Source organism: Streptomyces sp. NPDC039465, assembly GCF_055639315.1.
The window spans coordinates 61242-81484 of record NZ_JBVKAP010000015.1; the positions used below are offsets into that span (position 1 = coordinate 61242).

Genomic DNA, 20243 nt, shown 5'->3' on the forward strand with positions numbered 1-20243 from the left:
AAGCCTGGGCCAGGACCGTCTGGTCTAGGAACGGCCGCCGGGCCGGTCGAGCAGCAGCACCGCCACGTCGTCGGTCAGCTCGCCGCCGTTCAGCTCCCGCACCTGCGCCACCGCCGCCTCCAGCAGGTCCTCGCCGCCGAGGCCCTCGGCCAGCTGCCGGTTGATCATGTCGACCATGCCTTCCTGGCCCAGCCGCGGCGTCCCCGGCCCCGCCGAGCGGCCCTCGATCAGACCGTCGGTGTACATCATCAGGCTCCACGTGCCGCCCAGCTCCACCTGGCGGCGCGGCCAGCGGGCGTTCGGCAGCAGGCCGAGCGCCGGGCCGCTGTCCTCGTACGGCAACAGCTGCGCGGCCCAGCCGTGCCGGGCGATCAGCGGGGACGGGTGGCCGGCCAGGCAGAGACCGGCCCGGCGTCCGTCCGGCGCTATGTCGACCGTGCAGATGGTCGCGAAGATCTCCTCGCTCTCCCGCTCGTGCTCCAGCACCTGCTGGAGCGTGGAGAGCAGCTCGTCGCCGCACAGGCCCGCGAAGGTCAGCGCCCGCCAGGCGATCCGCAGCTCCACGCCGAGCGCGGCCTCGTCCGGGCCGTGCCCGCAGACGTCGCCGATCATCGCGTGGACCGTGCCGTCCGGGGTGCGGACGGTGTCGTAGAAGTCGCCGCCGAGCAGCGCCCGGGACCGGCCCGGACGGTAGCGGGCCGCGAACCTCAGGTCCGAGCCCTCCAGCAACGGGGTGGGCAGCAGGCCCCGCTCCAGGCGGGCGTTCTCCTGCGCCCTGAGCCGGGACTCGGCCAGCTTCACCTGCACCGAGTCGGCGCGCTTGCGCTCCACGGCGTAGCGGATGGCCCGGCTCAGCAGCCGGCCGTCCAGCTCCTCGCGGAAGAGATGGTCCTGCGCTCCGACGCGTACTGCCTCAGCTGCCAGCTCGGCGTCCGCGGACGCGGCGAGCGCGAGCACGGCGTGGCGCGGCGCGAGCCGCAGGACCTGCCGCAGCGGGGCCAGGGCGTCGTCCGGACGGCCGGGCAGGGCGAGGTCGACCAGGACGCAGTGCACGTCGTCGGTGAGCAGCCGCTCGGCCTCGGTGAGGTTGCGCGCGGTGCGGATCTTGACGCGGGTACCGGCCGCGTCGAGCAGTTCGGGGACGGTGAAGGTGCCCGCCGGGTCGTCCTCGATCACCAGCAGGGTGAGATCGCTGCCGCTGACGCCGCCGGGGGTGCACTGGGTGCTCGGCAGGGTCGCCTGGGCGGCGGCCCCATGGGCGGTCTCCGCGACGACGGTCTCCGCGGAGGCGGTGGTCCGCTGTCGCGGTACGGGTACGGGCATCGGTCCGGTTTCCTTCCCTCCCCCCGAGGGCGCGGCAGGACGCCGATCGACATCCCGCCAGACGGGGACCATAGCGGTACGCGGCGGCCCAGCGGAATGGTGATCGACGAAGTGTGGATGGCATATGCCGCGCATGGGGAGGTAGTTGACCGCCGGGCCATGACGAACATCACGCGGGGGCCGCTTCAGTACGTCATGTCGTAGGTCACACCGGGCACATGGCGTGGGTCACACATGAACCCACACATATGGGCCGCACACGGGCCCACATGCAGGGGCCCCGTCGGCCGCTACGACGCCGGGCGGACGACCCCGAGGATCTCCATCGAGCCCGCGCCGGCCATCGTCACGTTCCGGCCGGGCCGTGGCGCGTGCACCATCGCTCCGCCGCCCACGTACATCCCGACGTGGCTGGCGTCCTTGTAGTAGATGATCAGGTCGCCGGGCCGCATGTCCTTGATGTCCACCCGGGGCAGCAGCCGCCACTGCTCCTGCGAGGTGCGCGGAATGCCGCGCCCCGCAGCCGCCCAGGCCGACTGGGTCAGCCCGGAGCAGTCGTACGAGCCCGGGCCCTCGGCGCCCCACACGTACGGCTTCCCGATCTGCTTGGTGGCGAACGCGACCGCCGCCCTGCCCTGTTCGGTCGTGGCGCCCTTGAGCCCCTTCAGCACGCCGGAGTTCAGCCAGGCGGTCTGCTTCTTGTGCTGCTCCTGCTCCTCCAGCTTGAGCAGACGGGCCAGCTCCGCCGCCTCCAGCTGGGATTCCAGCTTCTTCGCGGCGGCGATCTTGTCGTTGATGTCCTTCTTGGCCTTGGCCTGCTTGACGCGGTTGGCCTCCAGCTTGGTCCACTCGGTGCTGGCGTCCTTGGTGTACGTCCGCAACTCGCCCTGGGTCCGCGTCAGTTCGGCGATCAGGTCCTTGGTGGCCTTCTGGCCCTGCCGGAGCCGGCCCGCGCCGTCCAGGAAGAGCTGCGGGTCGTCGGTGAGTACGAGCTGCGCCTCGGGGGGCAGGCCGCCGCCGCGGTACTGGGCGCGGGCGGCCGCGCCCGCGCGGGCCTTCAGGTCGTCGATCCGGGCCTGGCCCGCGACGATCGCCTTGGCGAGCCGCACGATCTCGGCCGACTGCTGCTCGGCCCGCTCCTCGGCGAGGTTGTGCGCGTCGGTGGCGACGGCCGCCTTGCGGTACAGCTCGTCGATCTCCTTGCGGACCTCTTCGAGGCTCTTCTTCGGCGGGGGCGGCAGCGGGGCGGCGTACGCCGTCTGCATGGACGTTCCCAGCACCGTCAGGGCGCAGGCCACGGTGAGCGCGGCGGTGGCGTAACGGCGTCGGTTCACAAGCTTCCCCCTCCGGATGCACACCAGTACACACGAAACCTGATTTACCGTCAGTAACTTTCGACGACATCGGCGATGGTGCCATGTGCCACGCCAAAGCAACAGAGGTACCGGCGGCCCGGCGGGCCACATCCACCCGTCTGAGACGAAAGATCGCCCGAGTGCGTTCCCTCGCCCGGCGGTGTCGTGCGCCTCGTCCGCCAAGAGCCCCGGGGGAGGCGGCTCAGGGCGAGTTGGGCGCCAGGGCGTCCCAGGTGACGGTGATCTCGCCCTGCCGCCAGCGGCCCCGCGGGTCCACCAGCGGCCAGTCGGCGGCCAGATCCCGCGCCGTACGGATCCAGCGCTGCCGGGCGCCCAGGGAGGCGTACGGCGCGGCCGCCGCCCAGGCCCGGTCGAAGTCACGCAGGAAGGCGTGCACCGGCTCGCCCGGCACATTGCGGTGGATCAGCGCCTTCGGCAGCCGCTCGGCCAGGTCGGAGGGGCGCTCCAGCGACCCGAGGCGGGTGGCGAAGGTGACCGTCCGCGGCCCCTCGGGCCCCAGCGCCACCCACACGTGCCGGCGGCCGATCTCGTCGCAGGTCCCCTCCACCAGCAGCCCGCCCGGCGCCAGCCGGCCGCACAGCCGCCGCCACACCTCGGCGACCTCCCCCTCGTCGTACTGGCGGAGCACGTTCGCCGCGCGGATGAGATCGACCTGTCCGGGTACCGGCACCTCGAAGCCGCCGTGGACGAAGGTCAGCCCCTCGCGCTCGTACGGCTTCGCCGCGGCCACCCGGGCCGGTTCGATCTCGATCCCGACGACCCGGGTGCGCGGATCGGCGGTACGCAGGCGGGTCTGGAGCTCCACAGCGGTCCAGGGCGCCGCCCCGTACCCCAGGTCGACGGCGACCGGGGCCTCGGCGCAGCGGCGCAGGGCCGGGCCGTGGACGGCGGCGATCCAGCGGTCCATACGGCGCAGCCGGTTGGGATTGGTGGTCCCGCGGGTCGTCGTGCCGACGGGGCGGGTGGTGCGCGGGGCCATGGAACGAGCGTAAGCGGTCAGGACGCGCCGACCGGCACGGCAATGAATTGGCAAAACGGAAATGAAAGACCTCATTCCGGTGTTGTGGCGCGTGGAGGACGCCGCGCGCCCTCTGGTTGTCATGCCCGACCGCCGGCCCCCGGCGCCGGGCGCGATCTGCCGAGTGACCCAGTGACCTGCCCCAGCGGAAGGACCGTCGCCGTGAGCCAGTACGTGTCCCGGTTCGCCGGCTCCCTGGCCGGGCCGTCCAGGCTCCGGCTCCCCGGCCGGCCCCGGCCCCCTCGCCGGGTCGCCATGCTCAGCGTCCACACCTCCCCGCTGCACCAGCCGGGCACCGGCGACGCGGGCGGCATGAACGTCTACATCGTGGAGCTCGCCAAGCGCCTCGCCGCGATCAACATCGAGGTCGAGATCTTCACGCGCGCGACCACGGGCGGGCTGCGGCCGGTCGTCGAACTCGCCCCCGGTGTGCTCGTACGGCACGTCGACGCGGGTCCGTACGAGGGCCTGCCCAAGGAGGACCTGCCCGCCCAGCTCTGCGCCTTCACCCACGGGGTGATGCAGGCCTGGGCCGGCCACCGGCCGGGCCACTACGACCTGGTCCACTCCCACTACTGGCTCTCCGGCCATGTCGGCTGGCTCGCCGCCGAACGCTGGGGCGTCCCCCTCGTCCACGCCATGCACACGATGGCCAAGGTCAAGAACGCCGCCCTCGCCGAGGGCGACACCCCCGAGCCCGCGGCGCGGGTCATCGGCGAGACCCAGATCGTGGCCGCCGCCGACCGGCTCATCGCCAACACCGCCGAAGAGGCCGATGAGCTGGCGCGCTTCTACCACGCCGACCCGGCGAAGGTCGCCGTCGTCCACCCCGGTGTGAACCTCGACCGCTTCCGCCCGCTGGACGGGCGGGCCGCCGCCCGGGCCCGGCTCGGACTGCCCGCGGACGCGTTCATCCCCGTCTTCGCGGGCCGTATCCAGCCCCTGAAGGCCCCCGACATCCTGCTGCGGGCGGCCGCCCGGCTCCTGGACGAGGATCCGTCGCTGCGGTCCCGGATGGTCGTCCCGGTCGTCGGCGGCCCCAGCGGCAGCGGGCTCGCCAAGCCGGAGGGCCTGCAGAAGCTCGCCGCGCGTCTCGGCATCGCCGATGTCGTCCGCTTCCACCCGCCGGTCGGGCAGGACCGGCTCGCCGACTGGTTCCGGGCGGCGTCCGTGCTGGTCATGCCGTCGCACAGCGAGTCCTTCGGCCTGGTCGCCATCGAGGCTCAGGCGGCGGGGACACCGGTGGTCGCGGCGGCGGTCGGCGGGCTGCCGGTGGCGGTACGGGACGGGGTGACCGGCTTCCTCGTCTCCGGCCACGACCCGGACGACTACGCGCGGGCGCTGCGGCGCTTCACCGCCGACCCCGGCCTCACCCCGCGCATGGGCGCGGCGGCGGCCCGCCACGCGAGCTCCTTCGGCTGGGACACGGCCGCGTCCGGCACGGCGGACGTCTACTTGGCGGCGATGCAGGAACACCGGCGTCGCGTACGCTCGCACCATGGCTGACGTGCGACAGGTCGTCGAAGACACCCTCAAGGACGCGGAACTGGACTGGGAGTCCCCCGAGCCGGGCACGTACGTCGTCAAACTCCCCGGCACGCGCAAGCTGTCCACGACCGTGTCCCTGCGGGTCGGCCGCCACTCCCTCTCCCTGAACGCCTTCGTGATCCGCCACCCGGACGAGAACACCGACGGCGTCCACCGCTGGCTGCTGGAGCGGAACCTGCGGCTGTACGGCGTGAGTTACGCGATCGACCCCCTCGGCGACATCTACCTCACCGGAAAACTCCCCCTCGCGGCGGTCACGCCGGAGGAACTGGACCGCCTCCTGGGCTCGGTCCTGGAGGCGTCGGACGGCGCGTTCAACACCCTGCTGGAGCTGGGCTTCGCAAGCGCGATCCGCAAGGAGTACGCCTGGCGGGTGTCGCGTGGCGAGTCGACGCGGAACCTGGACGCGTTCAAGAACCTGACCCGGGGGTCGGGGGACTGACGGGAGGGCCGCTCCGGGAGCCCCGTTCCGGGGCGCCGCCCCCGCGGCTCACGCGCCGACCTTCGCCGCCCCCGTCTCGTCCTCCGCCGGCTCGTCCGCCGTCACCTTCTCCGTCGACGGTGTCTCCTCGCGCGGCAGACCCCGCATCAGCAGCCAGTACCCGAGCCCGGCGACCATGCCGAGCACCGCGCACGCCCCCCACAGCCACTCCGCGCCGTAGTGGTCGATGACATAGCCGGACATCAGCGGCGCGACGAGCGCCGCCCCCGACCAGGACATCGTGAAGACGCCCTGGTAGCGCCCGCGGCCGTGGACCGGGGACAGCTGGACCACCAGACCGCTCTGCACCGGTGAGTTGACGATTTCGGCGAGGGTCCACACGCACACGGTCAGGGCGTAGACGGCGATCGAGTCGGCGAAGGCGGTGAGCCCGAAGCCGTAGCCCGCGACCACAGCGGAGACGATCAGCAGCTTGCGCGGGTCGCCGTGCTGGATGAAGCGGGTGACGGGGATCTGGAGGGCGACGATCAGCACGCCGTTGACGGCGATGGCGATGCCGTAGTCCGAGCTGGAGAAGCCGTCGGCGCCCATGGCCACCGGCAGCCCCACGTACCCCTGCTGGAAGATCAGCGCGACGAGGAAGCAGAGCCCGACGACTCCCATGAACCGTCCGTCGCGCAGCACGTCCCCGAGGCCGATCTCCTCCTCCGGCTTCCGCGTGGAGAGCGGGCCGGCCGCCCCCGCCGGGCGGGACTCGGGGATCTTGAGGAAGACGACGATCGCGCAGACCAGCGTCAGCGCGGCCTCGCCGAGGAAGCCGGCGAGATAGCTGTACTCGGCGATGAACCCGGCGCCCGCCGACGAGATGGCGAAACCGAGGTTGATGGCCCAGTAGTTGAGGGAGAAGGCGCGGACCCGGTCCTCGGGCGGGACGATGTCGGCCATCATCGCCTGCACGGCGGGCCGGGAGGCGTTGGACGCGGCGCCGACGACGAAGGCCATGGCGGCGATGGCGGCCGGATGGTGCATCAGGCCGAGGACGGCGACGGAGACCGCGGTCGACAGCTGGGCGATCAGCAGCGTGGGGCGCCGGCCGAGGCGGTCGGTCATCACACCCCCGCCGAGGGCGGAGATCACCCCGCCGAGTCCGTGCAGGGCGGCCACCAGACCCGCGTACGAGGCGGAGTGGCCCTGCTCCAGGGTCAGGTAGAGCGCCATGAAGGTGGCGACGAAGCCACCGAGGCGGTTGACCAGGGTGCTCGTCCACAGCCACCAGAACGCCGGGGGCATCCCCGAGACGGTCTCCTTGGCGGCGCGTCTGAGCGTGGCGATGGACATACGACGTTTCCCCCAGAGCGGCAGCAGTCGGCAGGCAGGCCGTGTAAGCGGCTGACCCGGAAGCCGCGACTTACAACCGCAACCTACTGGTCGGGGCCTTACGGCGGCCATTCATTTGACGGGAGGCGTCAACCGTCGGTGCCGTCCGCCACGGTTCCGTCTCCGTCCCGGCCGTCCATTACGCTCGTACGCATGGCCGACGCACCGTACAAGCTGATCCTCCTCCGCCACGGCGAGAGCGACTGGAACGCGAAGAACCTGTTCACCGGCTGGGTGGACGTCAACCTCACCGAGAAGGGCGAGAAGGAGGCGGTCCGCGGCGGTGAGCTGCTCAAGGACGCCGGTCTGCTCCCCGACGTGCTGCACACCTCCCTCCAGAAGCGCGCCATCCGCACGGCGCAGCTCGCCCTGGAGGCCGCCGACCGCCACTGGATCCCGGTCCACCGCTCCTGGCGCCTGAACGAGCGCCACTACGGCGCGCTGCAGGGCAAGGACAAGGCGCAGACGCTCGCGGAGTTCGGCGAGGAGCAGTTCATGCTCTGGCGTCGTTCGTACGACACCCCGCCGCCGGTCCTCGCCGACGACAACGAGTTCTCGCAGGCGAACGACGCCCGCTACGCGACGATCCCCTCGGAGCTGCGGCCGCGCACCGAGTGCCTGAAGGACGTCGTCGAGCGCATGCTGCCGTACTGGTACGACGGCATCGTCCCGGACCTGCTGGCCGGCCGCACGGTCCTGATCGCCGCCCACGGCAACAGCCTGCGCGCCCTGGTCAAGCACCTGGACGGCATCTCCGACGCCGACATCGCGGGCCTCAACATCCCCACCGGCATCCCGCTCGCCTACGAGCTCGACGCCGACTTCAAGCCGCTCAACCCGGGCGGCACGTACCTCGACCCGACCGCGGCGGCCGCGGCGATCGAGGCCGTGAAGAACCAGGGCAAGAAGTAGCCCCCTGGCGCGACGCGACCGAGCCCCCTGCCCGCGGGTCCTCCGCAGGCAGGGGGCTCTGCCGTAGGGGGCCGAAATCCAGGGGTGCGATCATGATCGTTTCGTTTACGGTGCGCGGATGACCCTTCGACTCGAGAAGATCACCCCCGACAACGTCTACGACGCCTTCGAACTCAAGGTCCGCCCTGAGCAGGACAAGAACGTCGCGCCCGTCATGCACTCGCTCGCCGAGGCCTACGCGCACGGCGAGACCGCCTGGCCGCGGCTCATCTTCGACGGGGACCAGCCGGTCGGGTTCCTGATGGCGTTCCTCGGCATCCAGTGGGACGCGAAGAAGGACCCCGACGAACGCCGCAGCGGCCTGTGGCGGCTCAACATCTCCGCCGACGCGCAGGGGAAGGGGTACGGGACCTTCGCCGTGGCGGCCGTGGCCGAGGAGGTGCGGCGGCGCGGGGAGACGCGGATGTACGTGTCCTGGGAGCCGGGGGAGCACGGCCCGGGCGAGTTCTACCGCAAGCTCGGCTTCCTGCCGACCGGCGAGACCACGGGCCGTCAGACGGTCGGCGTCCTCGACCTCGCCGGCGACGGCCCGCTCGCGCCTCTCGCGTCGCCGGGCGCGTGACACCGAAGGGCCCCGCCCTTCCACAGGCGGAGCCCTTCGGCCTCGATGGCCCTCGCTAGCCGCAGCAGCCACCGCACTGGCACGGCGCGCCCGACTGGCAGCCGCAGCCACAGCCCGAACCGCAGCCGCAGGCGCCGAGGACGGGCAGGAACACAACGTCCACCGGAGCATCGTGCTGCTGGGTGTCGGTCGTGGGGGATTCGGCCATGGGGTCCCTCCTCAAAGGGCGTACGTCCAAGGCGTACGTCGCCTCTCCCCATTGCATGCCCACACAACCGGGCGCATCAACGGCGCACAGGGTTAAACGAACGCCTACGCGCCCTCGACCGGCGCCTCGGACTGCTGGAGCTCGTCCGCGTACTCGCCGGTGACCAGGTAGACGACCCGCTTGGCGACCGAGACCGCGTGGTCCGCGAACCGCTCGTAGTAGCGGCCCAGCAGCGTCACGTCGACGGCCGTCTCGATGCCGTGCTTCCAGCGGTCGTCCATCAGGTGCTGGAACAGCGTCCGGTGCAGCAGGTCCATCTCGTCGTCGTCGTGCTCAAGCTGGAGCGCCAGGTCGACGTCCTTCGTGATGATGACCTCCGCCGCCTTCGCCATCAGGCGCTGCGCCAGCTGTCCCATCTGCAGGATCGTGGCGTGCAGGTCCCGCGGCACGGCCGTGTCCGGGAAGCGCAGCCGGGCGAGCTTGGCCACGTGCTGGGCCAGGTCGCCGGAGCGCTCCAGGTCCGCGCTCATCCGCAGCGACGTGACGACGATCCGCAGATCGGTGGCGACCGGCTGCTGGCGCGCGAGCAGCGCTATCGCCCGGGCCTCCAGGTCGTGCTGGAGGTCGTCCACCTTCTGGTCCGCCGCGATGACGCTCTCGGCGAGCTTCAGGTCGGCGTCGAGCATGGCCGTCGTGGCGCGCCCGATCGCCGACCCGACAAGGCGGGCCATCTCGACCAGGCCCTCGCCGATCGAGTCAAGTTCCTCGTGGTACGCGTCACGCATGGATGTCCCTCTCTACACAGTGACCGGGGTCCGGGTGAGGCTTCGGACCCTCACGCTCCCACGGTCGGACCCGTACGCGTCCGGCTTCTCCATGACAAGTGAACCGGCTCTTTCCCCTCGGTGAACTCTGGGCGACGTACCCAGTGATCTCTTTCCGCCCAAATGAACCAGCCCCGTCCCCACGGTGAACTCTGGGCGACGACTGTTCGAGCAGCCACTCCGACGGCTGGGAGAGTGTCTACGGCCACGCATAACCTGGATGCATGGACGTGAACGCGGCGGTCGCCGCATTGGCCGCGATCGCCGGGGTGTGCACCGGCGTGATCGCCATGCTGGCGTTCCGCTGGAGCGAGCGCGACCAGGCGCGCCCCACCCGTACGTCACTGCACACCGACGCCGTGCTCCCGCCCGGTGTCGACACGGTGCTGTCCGTGCTCCGCTCCTCCGCGGTCGTCCTCGACGAGAGCGACTCCGTGGTCAAGGCGAGCTCGGCGGCGTACGCCCTCGGCCTGGTCCGGGGCGGCAAGCTGGCCGTGGAGCCGATGCTCCACATGGCCCGCGACACCCGCCGCGACGGCGAGATACGACAGGTCGAACTCGACCTTCCCCGGCGCGGCACTGGACGCGGCGAGGCCCTCGCCGTCTCCGCCAGAGTGGCCCCCCTCGGCTCCCGCCTGGTCCTCCTGCTCGTCGAGGACCTCACCGAAGCCCGCCGTATAGAAGCGGTACGCCGCGACTTCGTCGCCAATGTGAGCCACGAGCTCAAGACCCCGGTCGGCGCGCTCTCCCTGCTCTCGGAGGCCGTCATGGACGCCTCCGACGACCCGGAGGCGGTCACCCGCTTCGCCGGCCGTATGCAGATCGAGGCGACCCGGCTCACCAACCTCGTCCAGGAGCTCATCGACCTCTCCCGGGTCCAGAACGACGACCCCCTGGAGGACGCCGAGCCCGTACGGGTCGACGAACTGGTCGCCGAGGCCATCGACCGCTCCCGGCACGCCGCCTCCACCAAGCAGATCACCATGGCCGCCGGAGGCACCGCCGAGCTGCGGCTGTGGGGCCACCGCGGCCAGCTCGCCGCCGCCCTCGGCAACCTCGTCGAGAACGCCGTCAACTACTCACCGGCCCGCACCCGCGTCGGCATCGCCGCGCGCCGCGTCGCCGCACCCGGCGGGGACCTCATCGAGATCGCCGTCACCGACCAGGGCCTCGGCATCCCCGACAAGGACAAGGAGCGCATCTTCGAGCGCTTCTACCGCGTCGACCCCGCCCGCTCCCGCGCCACCGGCGGTACGGGCCTGGGCCTGGCCATCGTCAAGCACGTGGCCGCCTCGCACGGCGGGGAGGTCACCGTCTGGAGCACCGAAGGACAGGGCTCCACCTTCACCCTGCGGCTGCCCGAGGCCGGAGCGGGCCGCGCCCGCTCGTCCCGCGCGGACACCGCCGACCCCGACACCGACACCGTGAACACCACCGAACCGCTCCCCGCCCCGGAGGTCCTTCCGTGACCCGAGTGCTTGTCGTCGAGGATGAGGAATCCTTCAGCGACGCCCTGTCCTACATGCTCCGTAAGGAGGGCTTCGAGGTCGCCGTGGCGGCCACCGGGCCCGACGGCCTCGACGAGTTCGAGCGCAACGGTGCCGACCTCGTCCTGCTCGACCTGATGCTGCCCGGGCTGCCCGGTACGGAGGTCTGCCGGCAGCTGCGCGGCCGCTCCAACGTCCCGGTCATCATGGTGACCGCCAAGGACAGCGAGATCGACAAGGTCGTGGGCCTGGAGATAGGAGCCGACGACTACGTCACCAAGCCCTTCTCCTCGCGGGAGCTGGTCGCCCGTATCCGCGCCGTCCTGCGCCGCCGCGGCGAGCCGGAGGAGGTCACCCCGGCCGCCCTGGAGGCGGGCCCGGTCCGGATGGACGTGGACCGCCACGTCGTCACCGTCTCGGGCGGCAAGGTCGACCTCCCGCTGAAGGAGTTCGACCTGCTGGAGATGCTGCTGCGCAACGCGGGCCGCGTACTGACCCGTATGCAGCTCATCGACCGGGTATGGGGCGCGGACTACGTCGGCGACACCAAGACCCTCGACGTCCACGTCAAGCGCCTGCGCGCCAAGATCGAGCCGGACCCGGGCGCCCCGCGCTACCTGGTCACGGTCCGCGGCCTCGGCTACAAGTTCGAGCCGTAAACCCGTAGGCCTTACGGCTCAGCCTCTTCATACGGGTGCGCCCCGCCGGATTCCACCGGCGGGGCGCACCCGTATGTGTCCGTACGTGCGCTCAGTGACCGGCGCCGTGCGAGGCCGACGACGACGCCGAGGCGGCGTCCGAGGGGGCCGTGGAGGCGCCCTGCGCCGGGTCGTCGCCCGGCTTACCCGGCTTGGCCGGCTTGCTCGCGCCGGTGGCCGGCGAGCCCGACGCGCCCGGCTGCGGCGAGGCCGGCGGCTTCGGGACCTCGGTCGGGCCGAACTCCGTGAAGTAACTCTTGGCGGGGACCACGAGCGCCTCCAGCTTGACGTCGCCGGTCTCGCTCAGCTTGAAGACGATCTCCTGCGCGTCGCCGACCCTGCCCGCCTCGCTGCCGTTCTCGACGACCGCGGAGGCGTTGTCCTTGCCGCCGAGGATGACCGAACCGCCGGCCGGGACCGTGACGGCGCCCGCGCCCGTGGCCGGCGTGAGCTTCACGGTGGCCTTGGTGCCGGGCAGGGTGATCGAGTCGAGCGTCTGCTCCTCGCGGCCGTTGTTGAAGATCGTCGCGGACACGACGGCGGGGCCCTCCCCGGCCTTCGGCTGGGTGATCACCAGGGCGTTCTGGATCTTGACATCGTCCACGGAGACGTAGTCGGTGTCCGGCTTGACGCCGAGCGTCTGGGCGTCGTTGCCGGCGCCGCAGGCGGAGAGCGAGGCGATCGAGAAGACGATGGCGGTGGCGGCGAGGGCGCCGCGTCGAAGGCTGCGGCTCACGGCGGCGGCATCTCCTAGGACGTACGGGACGGACTGGGGACAGGCTGTGCTTGTGTCAGCGCGCTCAGGTTACCGAGCCGTCCTTCCCCCGCCGCACCCGACCCGCCCCATGCCGGCACCGGCGGCCGCTCCGTACGCCCCTCCCCGGCGTTTGTGCCGCTGTTCACATAATCGCCTTGATCAATTCAGGAACCGTCCCGCATTCCGTCCGCGTCGTTACCCGAATACCCATCCCTGATCACTCACCGATCGCCAGGTGATCAATTTCCAAGATTCGGCGAGGATGCATCCGTACGGGTGACCGACGTCCGAACGGAGTACGGGAAGATCACCTGTAGGAACCGGCAAACCGGGACGTTCGACCCCCCTGGAGGCCCGCCAAGTGTGTGTAACGTGCGGGTTTCTGCCCCCCTGTGCAGCGGCTCCGACCTGCGAATACCCCCTTCCGCAAGCCCTCCGCAGCACGTTCCGGTTGCTGTTGTCAAGCCCTGAGATATGCCCTGACCTGCGAAAACGCCATTCAGAAGAAGCCGTATCCGTGTTACCCTGGATAGCCACGGAAGGGGTACCTGTCACATGACGTTCAAGGTTGGCGACACCGTGGTCTATCCCCATCACGGGGCCGCGCTGATCGAGGCCATCGAAACTCGCCAGATCAAAGGCGTGGACAAGACCTACTTGGTGCTCAAGGTCGCCCAGGGCGACTTGACGGTACGTGTGCCTGCGGACAATGCGGAGTTCGTCGGTGTGCGCGATGTGGTCGGTCAGGACGGGCTGGACCGGGTCTTCGAGGTGCTGCGCGCGCCGTACGCCGAAGAGCCGACGAACTGGTCCCGTCGCTACAAGGCAAATCTCGAGAAGCTCGCCTCCGGCGATGTCATCAAGGTCGCCGAAGTGGTGCGCGACCTGTGGCGCCGGGAGCGCGAGCGCGGACTTTCCGCAGGTGAGAAGCGAATGCTCGCCAAGGCTCGGCAGATTCTGGTGAGCGAGCTGGCCCTCGCGGAGAACACGAACGAGGACAAGGCCGAGGCCCTGCTCGACGAGGTCCTCGCGTCCTGACGCAGGTCAATAGGCCAATGCCGCGGTGCCCGCTGACAAGCTGTGAAAGCAGCCCTGTCGCCGGGCGCTGCGGCATGTCTGCACCGGTCTGCGTATCACTCCCCTGAAACCACCCCTCGCGTGCCGGGCGGGCCGTTGGCGCAGCTGGTCTCAACCAGTGTCACGGAAGGGTCCGGTCAAGGGCGCCGTGCCCGGCACTCCCCAACCTTCGGCCGGGGGTTGCCCCCAAGGCCATACCCACGTCGGCCGAGCGAACAAACCTGCCGGAGAGCAACCGATGTCAGACGAAACGCGCCCTGCCCGCACTGCCGCGGTGATCCCCGCGGCCGGCCGGGGCGTACGCCTGGGCCCGGGCGCCCCCAAGGCGCTCCGCGCGCTGAACGGCACGCCCATGCTCATTCACGCCGTGCGTGCGATGGCGGCGTCCCGCGCCGTCTCGCTCGTGGTCGTGGTCGCCCCGCCCGACGGGGCCGGCGAGGTCAAGAACCTCCTCGACACCCACGCCCTGCCCGAGCGCACGGACTACCTCGTCGTCCCGGGCGGGGAGACCCGCCAGGACTCCGTCCGCCTCGGCCTCGAAGCGCTCCCCGAGTCCATCACGACCGTCCTCGTCCATGACGCCGCCCGGCCCCTCGTCCCCGTCGACACCGTCGACGCGGTCATCGAGGCCGTACGGGACGGCGCCCTCGCCGTCGTCCCCGCGCTGCCGCTCGCGGACACCGTCAAGCAGGTCGAGCCGGGCGTGAAGGGCGAGCCGGAGCCGGTCGTCGCCACGCCCGAGCGGTCCCTGCTGCGGGCGGTGCAGACCCCCCAGGGCTTCGAGCGCGACACGCTCATGCGCGCCCACGCGACCGTCACCGACAACGTCACCGACGACGCGAGCATGGTGGAGCAGCTCGGCCTCCAGGTCGTCGTCGTCCCCGGCCACGAAGAGGCCTTCAAGGTCACGCGGCCGCTGGATCTCGTACTCGCCGAGGCGGTTCTCGCCCGCAGGAGGGCCAACGATGGCTTCTAGCAGCCTGCCCCTGGTGGGTATCGGTACGGACGTGCACGCCTTCGAGCAGGGCCGCGAGCTGTGGTGCGCGGGACTGCTCTGGGACGGCCCGGAGAACGACGGGTTCGGGCTCGCCGGGCACTCCGACGGTGACGTCGCCGCCCACGCCGCCTGCGACGCGCTCTTCTCCGCCGCCGGAATCGGCGACCTCGGCGCCCACTTCGGCACCTCCCGCCCCGAATGGTCCGGCGCCTCCGGCGTGACCCTCCTCGCGGAGGCCGCCCGGATCGTCCGCGCCGAGGGATTCGAGATCGGCAACGTCGCCGTCCAGGTCATCGGCGTACGGCCGAAGGTGGGCAAGCGGCGCGACGAGGCGCAGAAGGTGCTGAGCGCCGCCGTCGGCGCGCCGGTCTCCGTCTCCGGCACGACCACCGACGGGCTCGGTCTCACCGGCCGCGCCGAGGGTCTCGCCGCCATCGCCACGGCACTCGTGGTGCGTACGTCCTGAGCCCCTGGGGCCCGTGCGCCACGCCCCAGGCGTCCCGGAGGTCCGAAAAAAGCGCCCCGTGACCGCGGAAGGGTCGCGGGGCACTGCTATGGGCCCACTACCCTGGAGTGGTGACTATTCGCCTGTACGACACCAGCGCCCGGCAGATCCGTGATTTCATCCCGCTCACGCCGGGCTGCGTCTCGATCTACCTCTGTGGCGCCACCGTGCAGGCGGCCCCGCACATCGGGCACATCCGCTCCGGACTGAACTTCGACATCATGCGCCGCTGGTTCGAGTACCGCGGCTACGACGTCACCTTCGTCCGCAACGTCACCGACATCGACGACAAGATCATCGCGAAGTCCGGTGACCAGGGCCGCCCCTGGTGGTCCATCGGCTACGAGAACGAGCGCGCCTTCAACTCCGGCTACGACGTGCTCGGTTGCCTGCCGCCCACGTACGAGCCCCGCGCGACCGGTCATGTCACCGAGATGGTCGAGATGATGCGCGGCCTCATCGAGCGCGGCCACGCCTACGAGGCGGACGGCAGCGTCTACTTCGACGTGCGGTCCTTCCCCGGCTATCTGGCGCTGTCCAACCAGGACATCGACGACCTGCGCCAGCCCGCCGAGGAGGGCATCACCGGCAAGCGCGACCCGCGCGACTTCGCGATGTGGAAGGCGACCAAGCCGGGCGAGCCCGACTGGGAGACGCCGTGGGGCAGGGGCCGGCCGGGCTGGCACCTGGAGTGCTCCGCCATGGCCCACAAGTACCTCGGCTCCGCCTTCGACATCCACGGCGGCGGCCTCGACCTGATCTTCCCCCACCACGAGAACGAGATCGCCCAGGCCAAGGCCTACGGCGACGACTTCGCCTCGTACTGGGTGCACAACGCCTGGGTCACGATGAGCGGCGAGAAGATGTCCAAGTCGCTCGGCAACTCGGTGCTCGTCTCCGAGATGGTCAAGCACTGGCGCCCGATCGTGCTCCGCTACTACCTGGGCACCCCGCACTACCGGTCGATGATCGAGTACAGCGAGGAGGCCCTGCGTGAGGCCGAGTCCGCGTTCGCGCGGATCGAGGGCTTCATCCAGCGCGTCGTCGAGAAGGCGGGGGGACCCGTCGAGCCGTCCGCGGAGGTCCCGCCAGCCTTCGCCGAGGCCATGGACGACGACCTGGGCGTCCCGCAGGCGCTCGCCGTCATCCACACCACCGTCCGCCAGGGCAACAGCGCCCTGGCCGCCGACGACAAGGACGAGGCCATCGCCCGCCTCTCCGAGGTACGGGCCATGCTCGGCGTCCTCGGCCTGGACCCGCTCGACCCCCAGTGGGCCGGCGAGGCCGACCGCGGCGAGGATCTGCACGGCGTCGTCGACAGCCTCGTACGCCTGGTGCTCCAGCAGCGCGAGGCGGCCCGGGAGCGCAAGGACTGGGCGACGGCGGACGCCATCCGCGACCAGCTCAACCAGTCCGGCCTGGTCATCGAGGACAGCCCCGACGGGCCCCGGTGGACGCTGGGCGGCCGCTGAGCCGCCGCTGATGTGCCGCTCGGCGGGCCGGGCGGCACATCTCTCATATACGTACGATCTACATATACGTGTAGATGGAGATTCACAGGAAACAGGTAGTCATGGCCGGGAACAGCCAGCGCAGGAACCGCCGCACGTCCAACAAGAAGGGCGCGACGGTCGGCAGCGGTGGCCAGCGGCGCAAGGGCCTCGAGGGTAAGGGACCCACGCCGCCCGCCTCCGCCCGTAAGGGACACAAGAAGAACCGCATCGCCAACGCCCAGGCCAAGCAGGCCGCCCACCGCCGCCCGGCCCCCCGCCGCGGCGGCCCCAAGGGCACCTCCGAGATGGTCGTCGGCCGCAACCCCGTCTTCGAGGCCCTGCGCGACGGCGTCCCGGCGACCACGCTGTACGTCCAGCAGTTCATCGACAACGACGAGCGCGTCCGTGACGTCCTCAAGCTCGCCGGCGAGCGCGGCAACATCCACCTGATGGAGGCCCCCCGCCCCGAGCTCGACCGGATGACCAACGGCCTCAACCACCAGGGCCTCGTCCTCCAGGTCCCGCCGTACGAGTACGCGCACCCCGAGGACCTGACCGCCGCGGCCTACGACGCCCATGAGGACCCGCTGATCGTCGCCCTCGACGGCGTCACCGACCCGCGCAACCTCGGCGCCATCGTCCGCTCCGTCTCCGCCTTCGGCGGTCACGGCGTCGTCGTCCCCGAGCGCCGCGCGGCCGGCATGACCGCCGGTGCCTGGAAGTCCTCGGCCGGTACCGCCGCCCGGACCCCGGTCTCCCGCGTCACCAACCTCACGCGCGCGCTTGAGGGCTTCCAGAAGGAAGGCCTCACCGTCGTCGGCCTCGCCGCCGACGGCGAGCACACCGTCGAGGACCTGGAGGCGCTCGACGGCCCGGTCGTCATCGTCATCGGCAGCGAGGGCAAGGGCCTCGGCCGCCTCGTCGGCGAGACGTGCGACTACCGCGTCCGTATCGCCATGCCCGGTGGCGCCGAGTCGCTGAACGCCGGCGTCGCCGCCGGCATCGTCCTCTACGAGGTCGCCCGGCGCCGTAAGCACTGACCTTCCAGCCCTCCAGCGGGCCCCGGAACAGGGCCCTGATCGGCGCGGACACCGCTCTGATCAGGGCCCTTTCCCATACCCGGCGATCTTGACGGGTCTCGGACATTTACCGGCCGTCAAGGCAGTGTCCTAAACCCGCGTCACTCGGTTAGATGAGTGTGGACACCAGAACGCCCCGGCCGGGGTTCGACGATCAGCCTGCGCTGAGCATGGTCAAGGTGCATTGCGATCCCGCGCAGGTCATCGTGAACCACGCCAGTTTCCGCGTCCAGCTCGCCCCGGCGCACAAGCCGAAGATCCCCGCGGGCGCCCGCGCCACCGAGCTCACCGGAGCCGGTGCCGGGCGACGCAGAGCCCCCGTCGTATGGAGCGGCCGCTCCGCCCCCGGAGACCCCGGCGCCACCGGGCTGCTCCAGGCCGTCCGGGAGAACACCGCGGTCGGCACACTCGACACGGGCGCCACGCAGGTCATCCCGCGCATCGGCCTCACCACCGAGACCATGGAGAACCCCGTGGTCCCCGCCGGCCGGCGCGCACCGACCACCGCCACACCCCTGCTGCCGCCCATGCGGCGCGCCGAGAGCGCCTACGACGAATACGCCGCGTACGAGTCGTACCAGCAGGAGCCCGACGAGGACGAGGGCTTCGAAGTACGCCGCCAGCGCCACGGCAACGACCCCGTCCGGCACGCCTACTACCCCGGGCGCCGCATGAACCTCGGCGTCGTCCTGCTCCCCCTGCGCGTCTTCCTCGGCTTCATCTCCATCTACGCCGGCATGGGCAAGCTCTGCGACCCCGTCTACTTCGACGGCGGCGAACGCGGCTCCATGGTCAAGTGGCTCAACTCGCTCCACCCCTGGGCCCTCGCCGAACCGCTGCGGGACTTCGCCCTCCAGCACCCCGTCGGCGCCGGACTGACCGTCGCCTTCCTCCAGGTCGTCGTCGGCGTCCTCACCGTCCTCGGCCTGTGGCAGCGGGTCGCCGCCGTCATCGGCGCCCTGCTCTCCGCCGCGCTGATCCTCACCGTCAGCTGGAAGACCGTCCCGGTCTACGACGCGCCCGACATCATCTACCTCGCCGCCTGGTCGCCGCTGATCATCGCGGGCGCGCCCGTCTACTCCATCGACGGCCGCCTCGCCGGGGAGGCCTGGCGCCGCCTCGGCCCCCGCTCCCCGCTGTGGGCCCTGCGCCGGCGCGTCCTGCGCCGCGGCTCGCTCGTCGCCGCCGTGGTCGTCGGACTGACCCTGCTCGTCGGTTCCGTGCTCGGCGGGGCCGTCCGGTCCACGGAGATGGTGACCGTCCCCGGACCCAACGACGACCCGGTCAACCACCTGCCCGGACAGCCGCTGCCGCAGGAGCCGGGCCGGAGCGGCCCGACCTCCGAGGCCCCCTCCAAGCGGCCCAAGCCCTCCGCCTCGGAAACCGCCGAGCGCCCCAAGACGGAGAAGCCCTCCCCGGAGGACACGGTCCGCGAGAGCGGCCGCATCGAGGGCGGTACGCGCCCCAGCGCCACCCAGGGCGCCAGCTCGCCCCAGCAGTCCCAGCCGGCGCCCCCGCGGGCGACCAGCGCCGGCCCGTCCTCCTCGGGCAGCACGGGCGGCGGCTCGGGCGGCGGCGGCAGCACGGGCGGCGGCTCCGGCGACGGCGGCTCGACGGGCGGCGACAACCGCAACCCGATCGGCGGCCTGCTGGGCTGACGGAACGGCCGACGTACGGGCCGACGTACGGACGCCGAAGGGCGGCCACCGCGTGATGCGGTGGCCGCCCTTCTCGTGTGCCGGGGCGACCCGACTGGGGGCGTCTCTCAGGGCGTCTGGAGGGCCAGTTCCTTCGCGGCCTCCGTCAGGTCCTTCGCGGTGTCGATGGCCCGCCAGTACGCCCCCTGCGGCAGCGGGAAGCCCGCCAGCCGCCGTTCCCGGGCCAGCCGCGGGAAGGTGGTGCGCTCGTGGTCGCCCTTCTCGGGCAGCAGCGCCGTGAACGCCGCGGAGAACACGTACACCCCGGCGTTGATCAGATACGGCGAGGGCGGGGACTCGATGAAGTCGGTGATGTGGCCGAACGTGTCGGTCTCCACGGCGCCCCACGGAATGCGCGGCCGGGCCAGCGCCAGGGTCGCCGTCGCATCGCGCTCCTCGTGGAACGCGGCCATCTCGCGCAGCGAGAAACGGGTCCAGATGTCACCGTTGGTGGCGTACCAGGGCTGCTCGGGGTCGGGCAGATGCGCCGCCGCGTACCGCAGGCCGCCGCCGCGCCCCAGCGGCTCCGTCTCCACGACCGTCTTGACCCGCAGCGGCAGCTCGGCGGTGGCAAGCCACTCCTGGAGCACCTCGGCGAGATGGCCGCAGGAGACCACGGCGTCCGTGACGCCCTCGGACGCGAGCCAGGAAAGCTGATGGCCGATGATCGGGGTCCCGGTGCCCGGGATCTCGACCATCGGCTTGGGGCGGTCGTCGGTGTACGGGCGCAGTCGCGAGCCCTGGCCGCCCGCCAGGATCACGGCCTGCGTCGGTGAGGTATGCATACCGCGCACGATATGCGT

The 20243-nt window shown here is 71.4% G+C and carries 20 protein-coding genes; 12 read left to right on the plus strand and 8 right to left on the minus strand.

Features of this window, described 5'->3' with window-relative positions:
- Window positions 1–24: 24 nt before the first annotated feature.
- The 3 genes from ACZ7LT_RS32920 to ACZ7LT_RS32930 form a co-directional block, all read right to left on the minus strand.
- On the minus strand, window positions 25–1323 hold the full coding sequence (locus ACZ7LT_RS32920) for a PP2C family protein-serine/threonine phosphatase (RefSeq protein WP_471239766.1): 1299 nt from the start codon (window positions 1321–1323) through the stop codon (window positions 25–27).
- A gap of 290 nt (window positions 1324–1613) precedes the next feature.
- The gene (locus ACZ7LT_RS32925) at window positions 1614–2657 is read right to left on the minus strand and encodes a C40 family peptidase (RefSeq protein ID WP_471239767.1); all 1044 of its coding nucleotides are present in this window, start codon (window positions 2655–2657) and stop codon (window positions 1614–1616) included.
- A 223-nt stretch (window positions 2658–2880) separates the two neighbouring features.
- Window positions 2881–3678, minus strand: a complete 798-nt coding sequence (locus ACZ7LT_RS32930; protein ID WP_471239768.1) for a class I SAM-dependent methyltransferase — start codon at window positions 3676–3678, stop codon at window positions 2881–2883.
- Window positions 3679–3879: 201 nt separating this feature from the next.
- On the opposite strand from ACZ7LT_RS32930, the gene mshA reads away from it, so the two are divergent.
- Both mshA and ACZ7LT_RS32940 read left to right on the plus strand, forming a co-directional pair.
- Window positions 3880–5223, plus strand: coding sequence for a D-inositol-3-phosphate glycosyltransferase (gene mshA / locus ACZ7LT_RS32935; RefSeq protein WP_471239769.1), 1344 nt, complete (start codon window positions 3880–3882; stop codon window positions 5221–5223).
- Window positions 5216–5707, plus strand: coding sequence for a type III secretion system chaperone family protein (locus ACZ7LT_RS32940; RefSeq protein ID WP_471239770.1), 492 nt, complete (start codon window positions 5216–5218; stop codon window positions 5705–5707). The genes mshA and ACZ7LT_RS32940 overlap by 8 nt, the downstream gene beginning before the upstream one ends.
- A gap of 48 nt (window positions 5708–5755) precedes the next feature.
- Here ACZ7LT_RS32940 and ACZ7LT_RS32945 read toward each other — a convergent pair whose 3' ends face one another.
- The gene (locus tag ACZ7LT_RS32945; protein WP_471239771.1) at window positions 5756–7045 is read right to left on the minus strand and encodes an MDR family MFS transporter; all 1290 of its coding nucleotides are present in this window, start codon (window positions 7043–7045) and stop codon (window positions 5756–5758) included.
- A gap of 192 nt (window positions 7046–7237) precedes the next feature.
- On the opposite strand from ACZ7LT_RS32945, the gene ACZ7LT_RS32950 reads away from it, so the two are divergent.
- A complete protein-coding gene (locus ACZ7LT_RS32950) occupies window positions 7238–7996 on the plus strand; it encodes a phosphoglyceromutase (protein WP_471239772.1) in 759 nt (252 codons plus the stop codon).
- Between the two features lie 118 nt (window positions 7997–8114).
- Window positions 8115–8618, plus strand: a complete 504-nt coding sequence (locus tag ACZ7LT_RS32955) for a GNAT family N-acetyltransferase (protein ID WP_471239773.1) — start codon at window positions 8115–8117, stop codon at window positions 8616–8618.
- Between the two features lie 55 nt (window positions 8619–8673).
- On the opposite strand, the gene ACZ7LT_RS32960 is transcribed toward ACZ7LT_RS32955, so the two are convergent.
- Complete coding sequence (locus tag ACZ7LT_RS32960; RefSeq protein ID WP_471239774.1) at window positions 8674–8826, minus strand: hypothetical protein; 153 nt, start codon at window positions 8824–8826, stop codon at window positions 8674–8676.
- Window positions 8827–8930: 104 nt separating this feature from the next.
- Window positions 8931–9611: a phosphate signaling complex protein PhoU gene (gene phoU / locus ACZ7LT_RS32965; RefSeq protein ID WP_019887467.1), complete on the minus strand. Its 681-nt coding sequence runs from the start codon at window positions 9609–9611 to the stop codon at window positions 8931–8933.
- 263 nt (window positions 9612–9874) lie between these two features.
- Here phoU and phoR point away from each other — a divergent pair, with 263 nt between their 5' ends.
- Window positions 9875–11119, plus strand: a complete 1245-nt coding sequence (phoR, locus tag ACZ7LT_RS32970; RefSeq protein WP_471239775.1) for a two-component system sensor histidine kinase PhoR — start codon at window positions 9875–9877, stop codon at window positions 11117–11119.
- Between the two features lie 5 nt (window positions 11120–11124).
- Window positions 11125–11796 (plus strand): response regulator transcription factor, encoded by a 672-nt coding sequence (gene phoP, locus ACZ7LT_RS32975; protein ID WP_465270246.1) that lies wholly within the window; start codon window positions 11125–11127, stop codon window positions 11794–11796.
- A 91-nt stretch (window positions 11797–11887) separates the two neighbouring features.
- Here phoP and ACZ7LT_RS32980 read toward each other — a convergent pair whose 3' ends face one another.
- A complete protein-coding gene (locus ACZ7LT_RS32980) occupies window positions 11888–12571 on the minus strand; it encodes a DUF461 domain-containing protein (RefSeq protein WP_471239776.1) in 684 nt (227 codons plus the stop codon).
- Window positions 12572–13147: 576 nt separating this feature from the next.
- On the opposite strand from ACZ7LT_RS32980, the gene ACZ7LT_RS32985 reads away from it, so the two are divergent.
- The 6 genes from ACZ7LT_RS32985 (at window position 13148) to ACZ7LT_RS33010 (ending at window position 19401) form a co-directional block, all read left to right on the plus strand.
- Window positions 13148–13630, plus strand: coding sequence for a CarD family transcriptional regulator (locus tag ACZ7LT_RS32985; RefSeq protein WP_003953493.1), 483 nt, complete (start codon window positions 13148–13150; stop codon window positions 13628–13630).
- 277 nt (window positions 13631–13907) lie between these two features.
- Window positions 13908–14645: a 2-C-methyl-D-erythritol 4-phosphate cytidylyltransferase gene (gene ispD / locus ACZ7LT_RS32990; protein ID WP_471239777.1), complete on the plus strand. Its 738-nt coding sequence runs from the start codon at window positions 13908–13910 to the stop codon at window positions 14643–14645.
- A complete protein-coding gene (ispF, locus tag ACZ7LT_RS32995; RefSeq protein ID WP_471239778.1) occupies window positions 14635–15132 on the plus strand; it encodes a 2-C-methyl-D-erythritol 2,4-cyclodiphosphate synthase in 498 nt (165 codons plus the stop codon). The genes ispD and ispF overlap by 11 nt, the downstream gene beginning before the upstream one ends.
- A gap of 110 nt (window positions 15133–15242) precedes the next feature.
- Window positions 15243–16643, plus strand: a complete 1401-nt coding sequence (cysS, locus tag ACZ7LT_RS33000) for a cysteine--tRNA ligase (protein ID WP_471239779.1) — start codon at window positions 15243–15245, stop codon at window positions 16641–16643.
- Between the two features lie 101 nt (window positions 16644–16744).
- Entirely contained in the window at window positions 16745–17704 is a 960-nt protein-coding gene (gene rlmB, locus ACZ7LT_RS33005) for a 23S rRNA (guanosine(2251)-2'-O)-methyltransferase RlmB (RefSeq protein WP_471239780.1), read from the plus strand.
- Window positions 17705–17856: 152 nt separating this feature from the next.
- On the plus strand, window positions 17857–19401 hold the full coding sequence (locus ACZ7LT_RS33010; protein ID WP_471239781.1) for a DoxX family membrane protein: 1545 nt from the start codon (window positions 17857–17859) through the stop codon (window positions 19399–19401).
- Between the two features lie 107 nt (window positions 19402–19508).
- Here ACZ7LT_RS33010 and ACZ7LT_RS33015 read toward each other — a convergent pair whose 3' ends face one another.
- Entirely contained in the window at window positions 19509–20225 is a 717-nt protein-coding gene (locus ACZ7LT_RS33015; protein WP_471239782.1) for a nucleotidyltransferase family protein, read from the minus strand.
- Window positions 20226–20243: the final 18 nt, after the last annotated feature.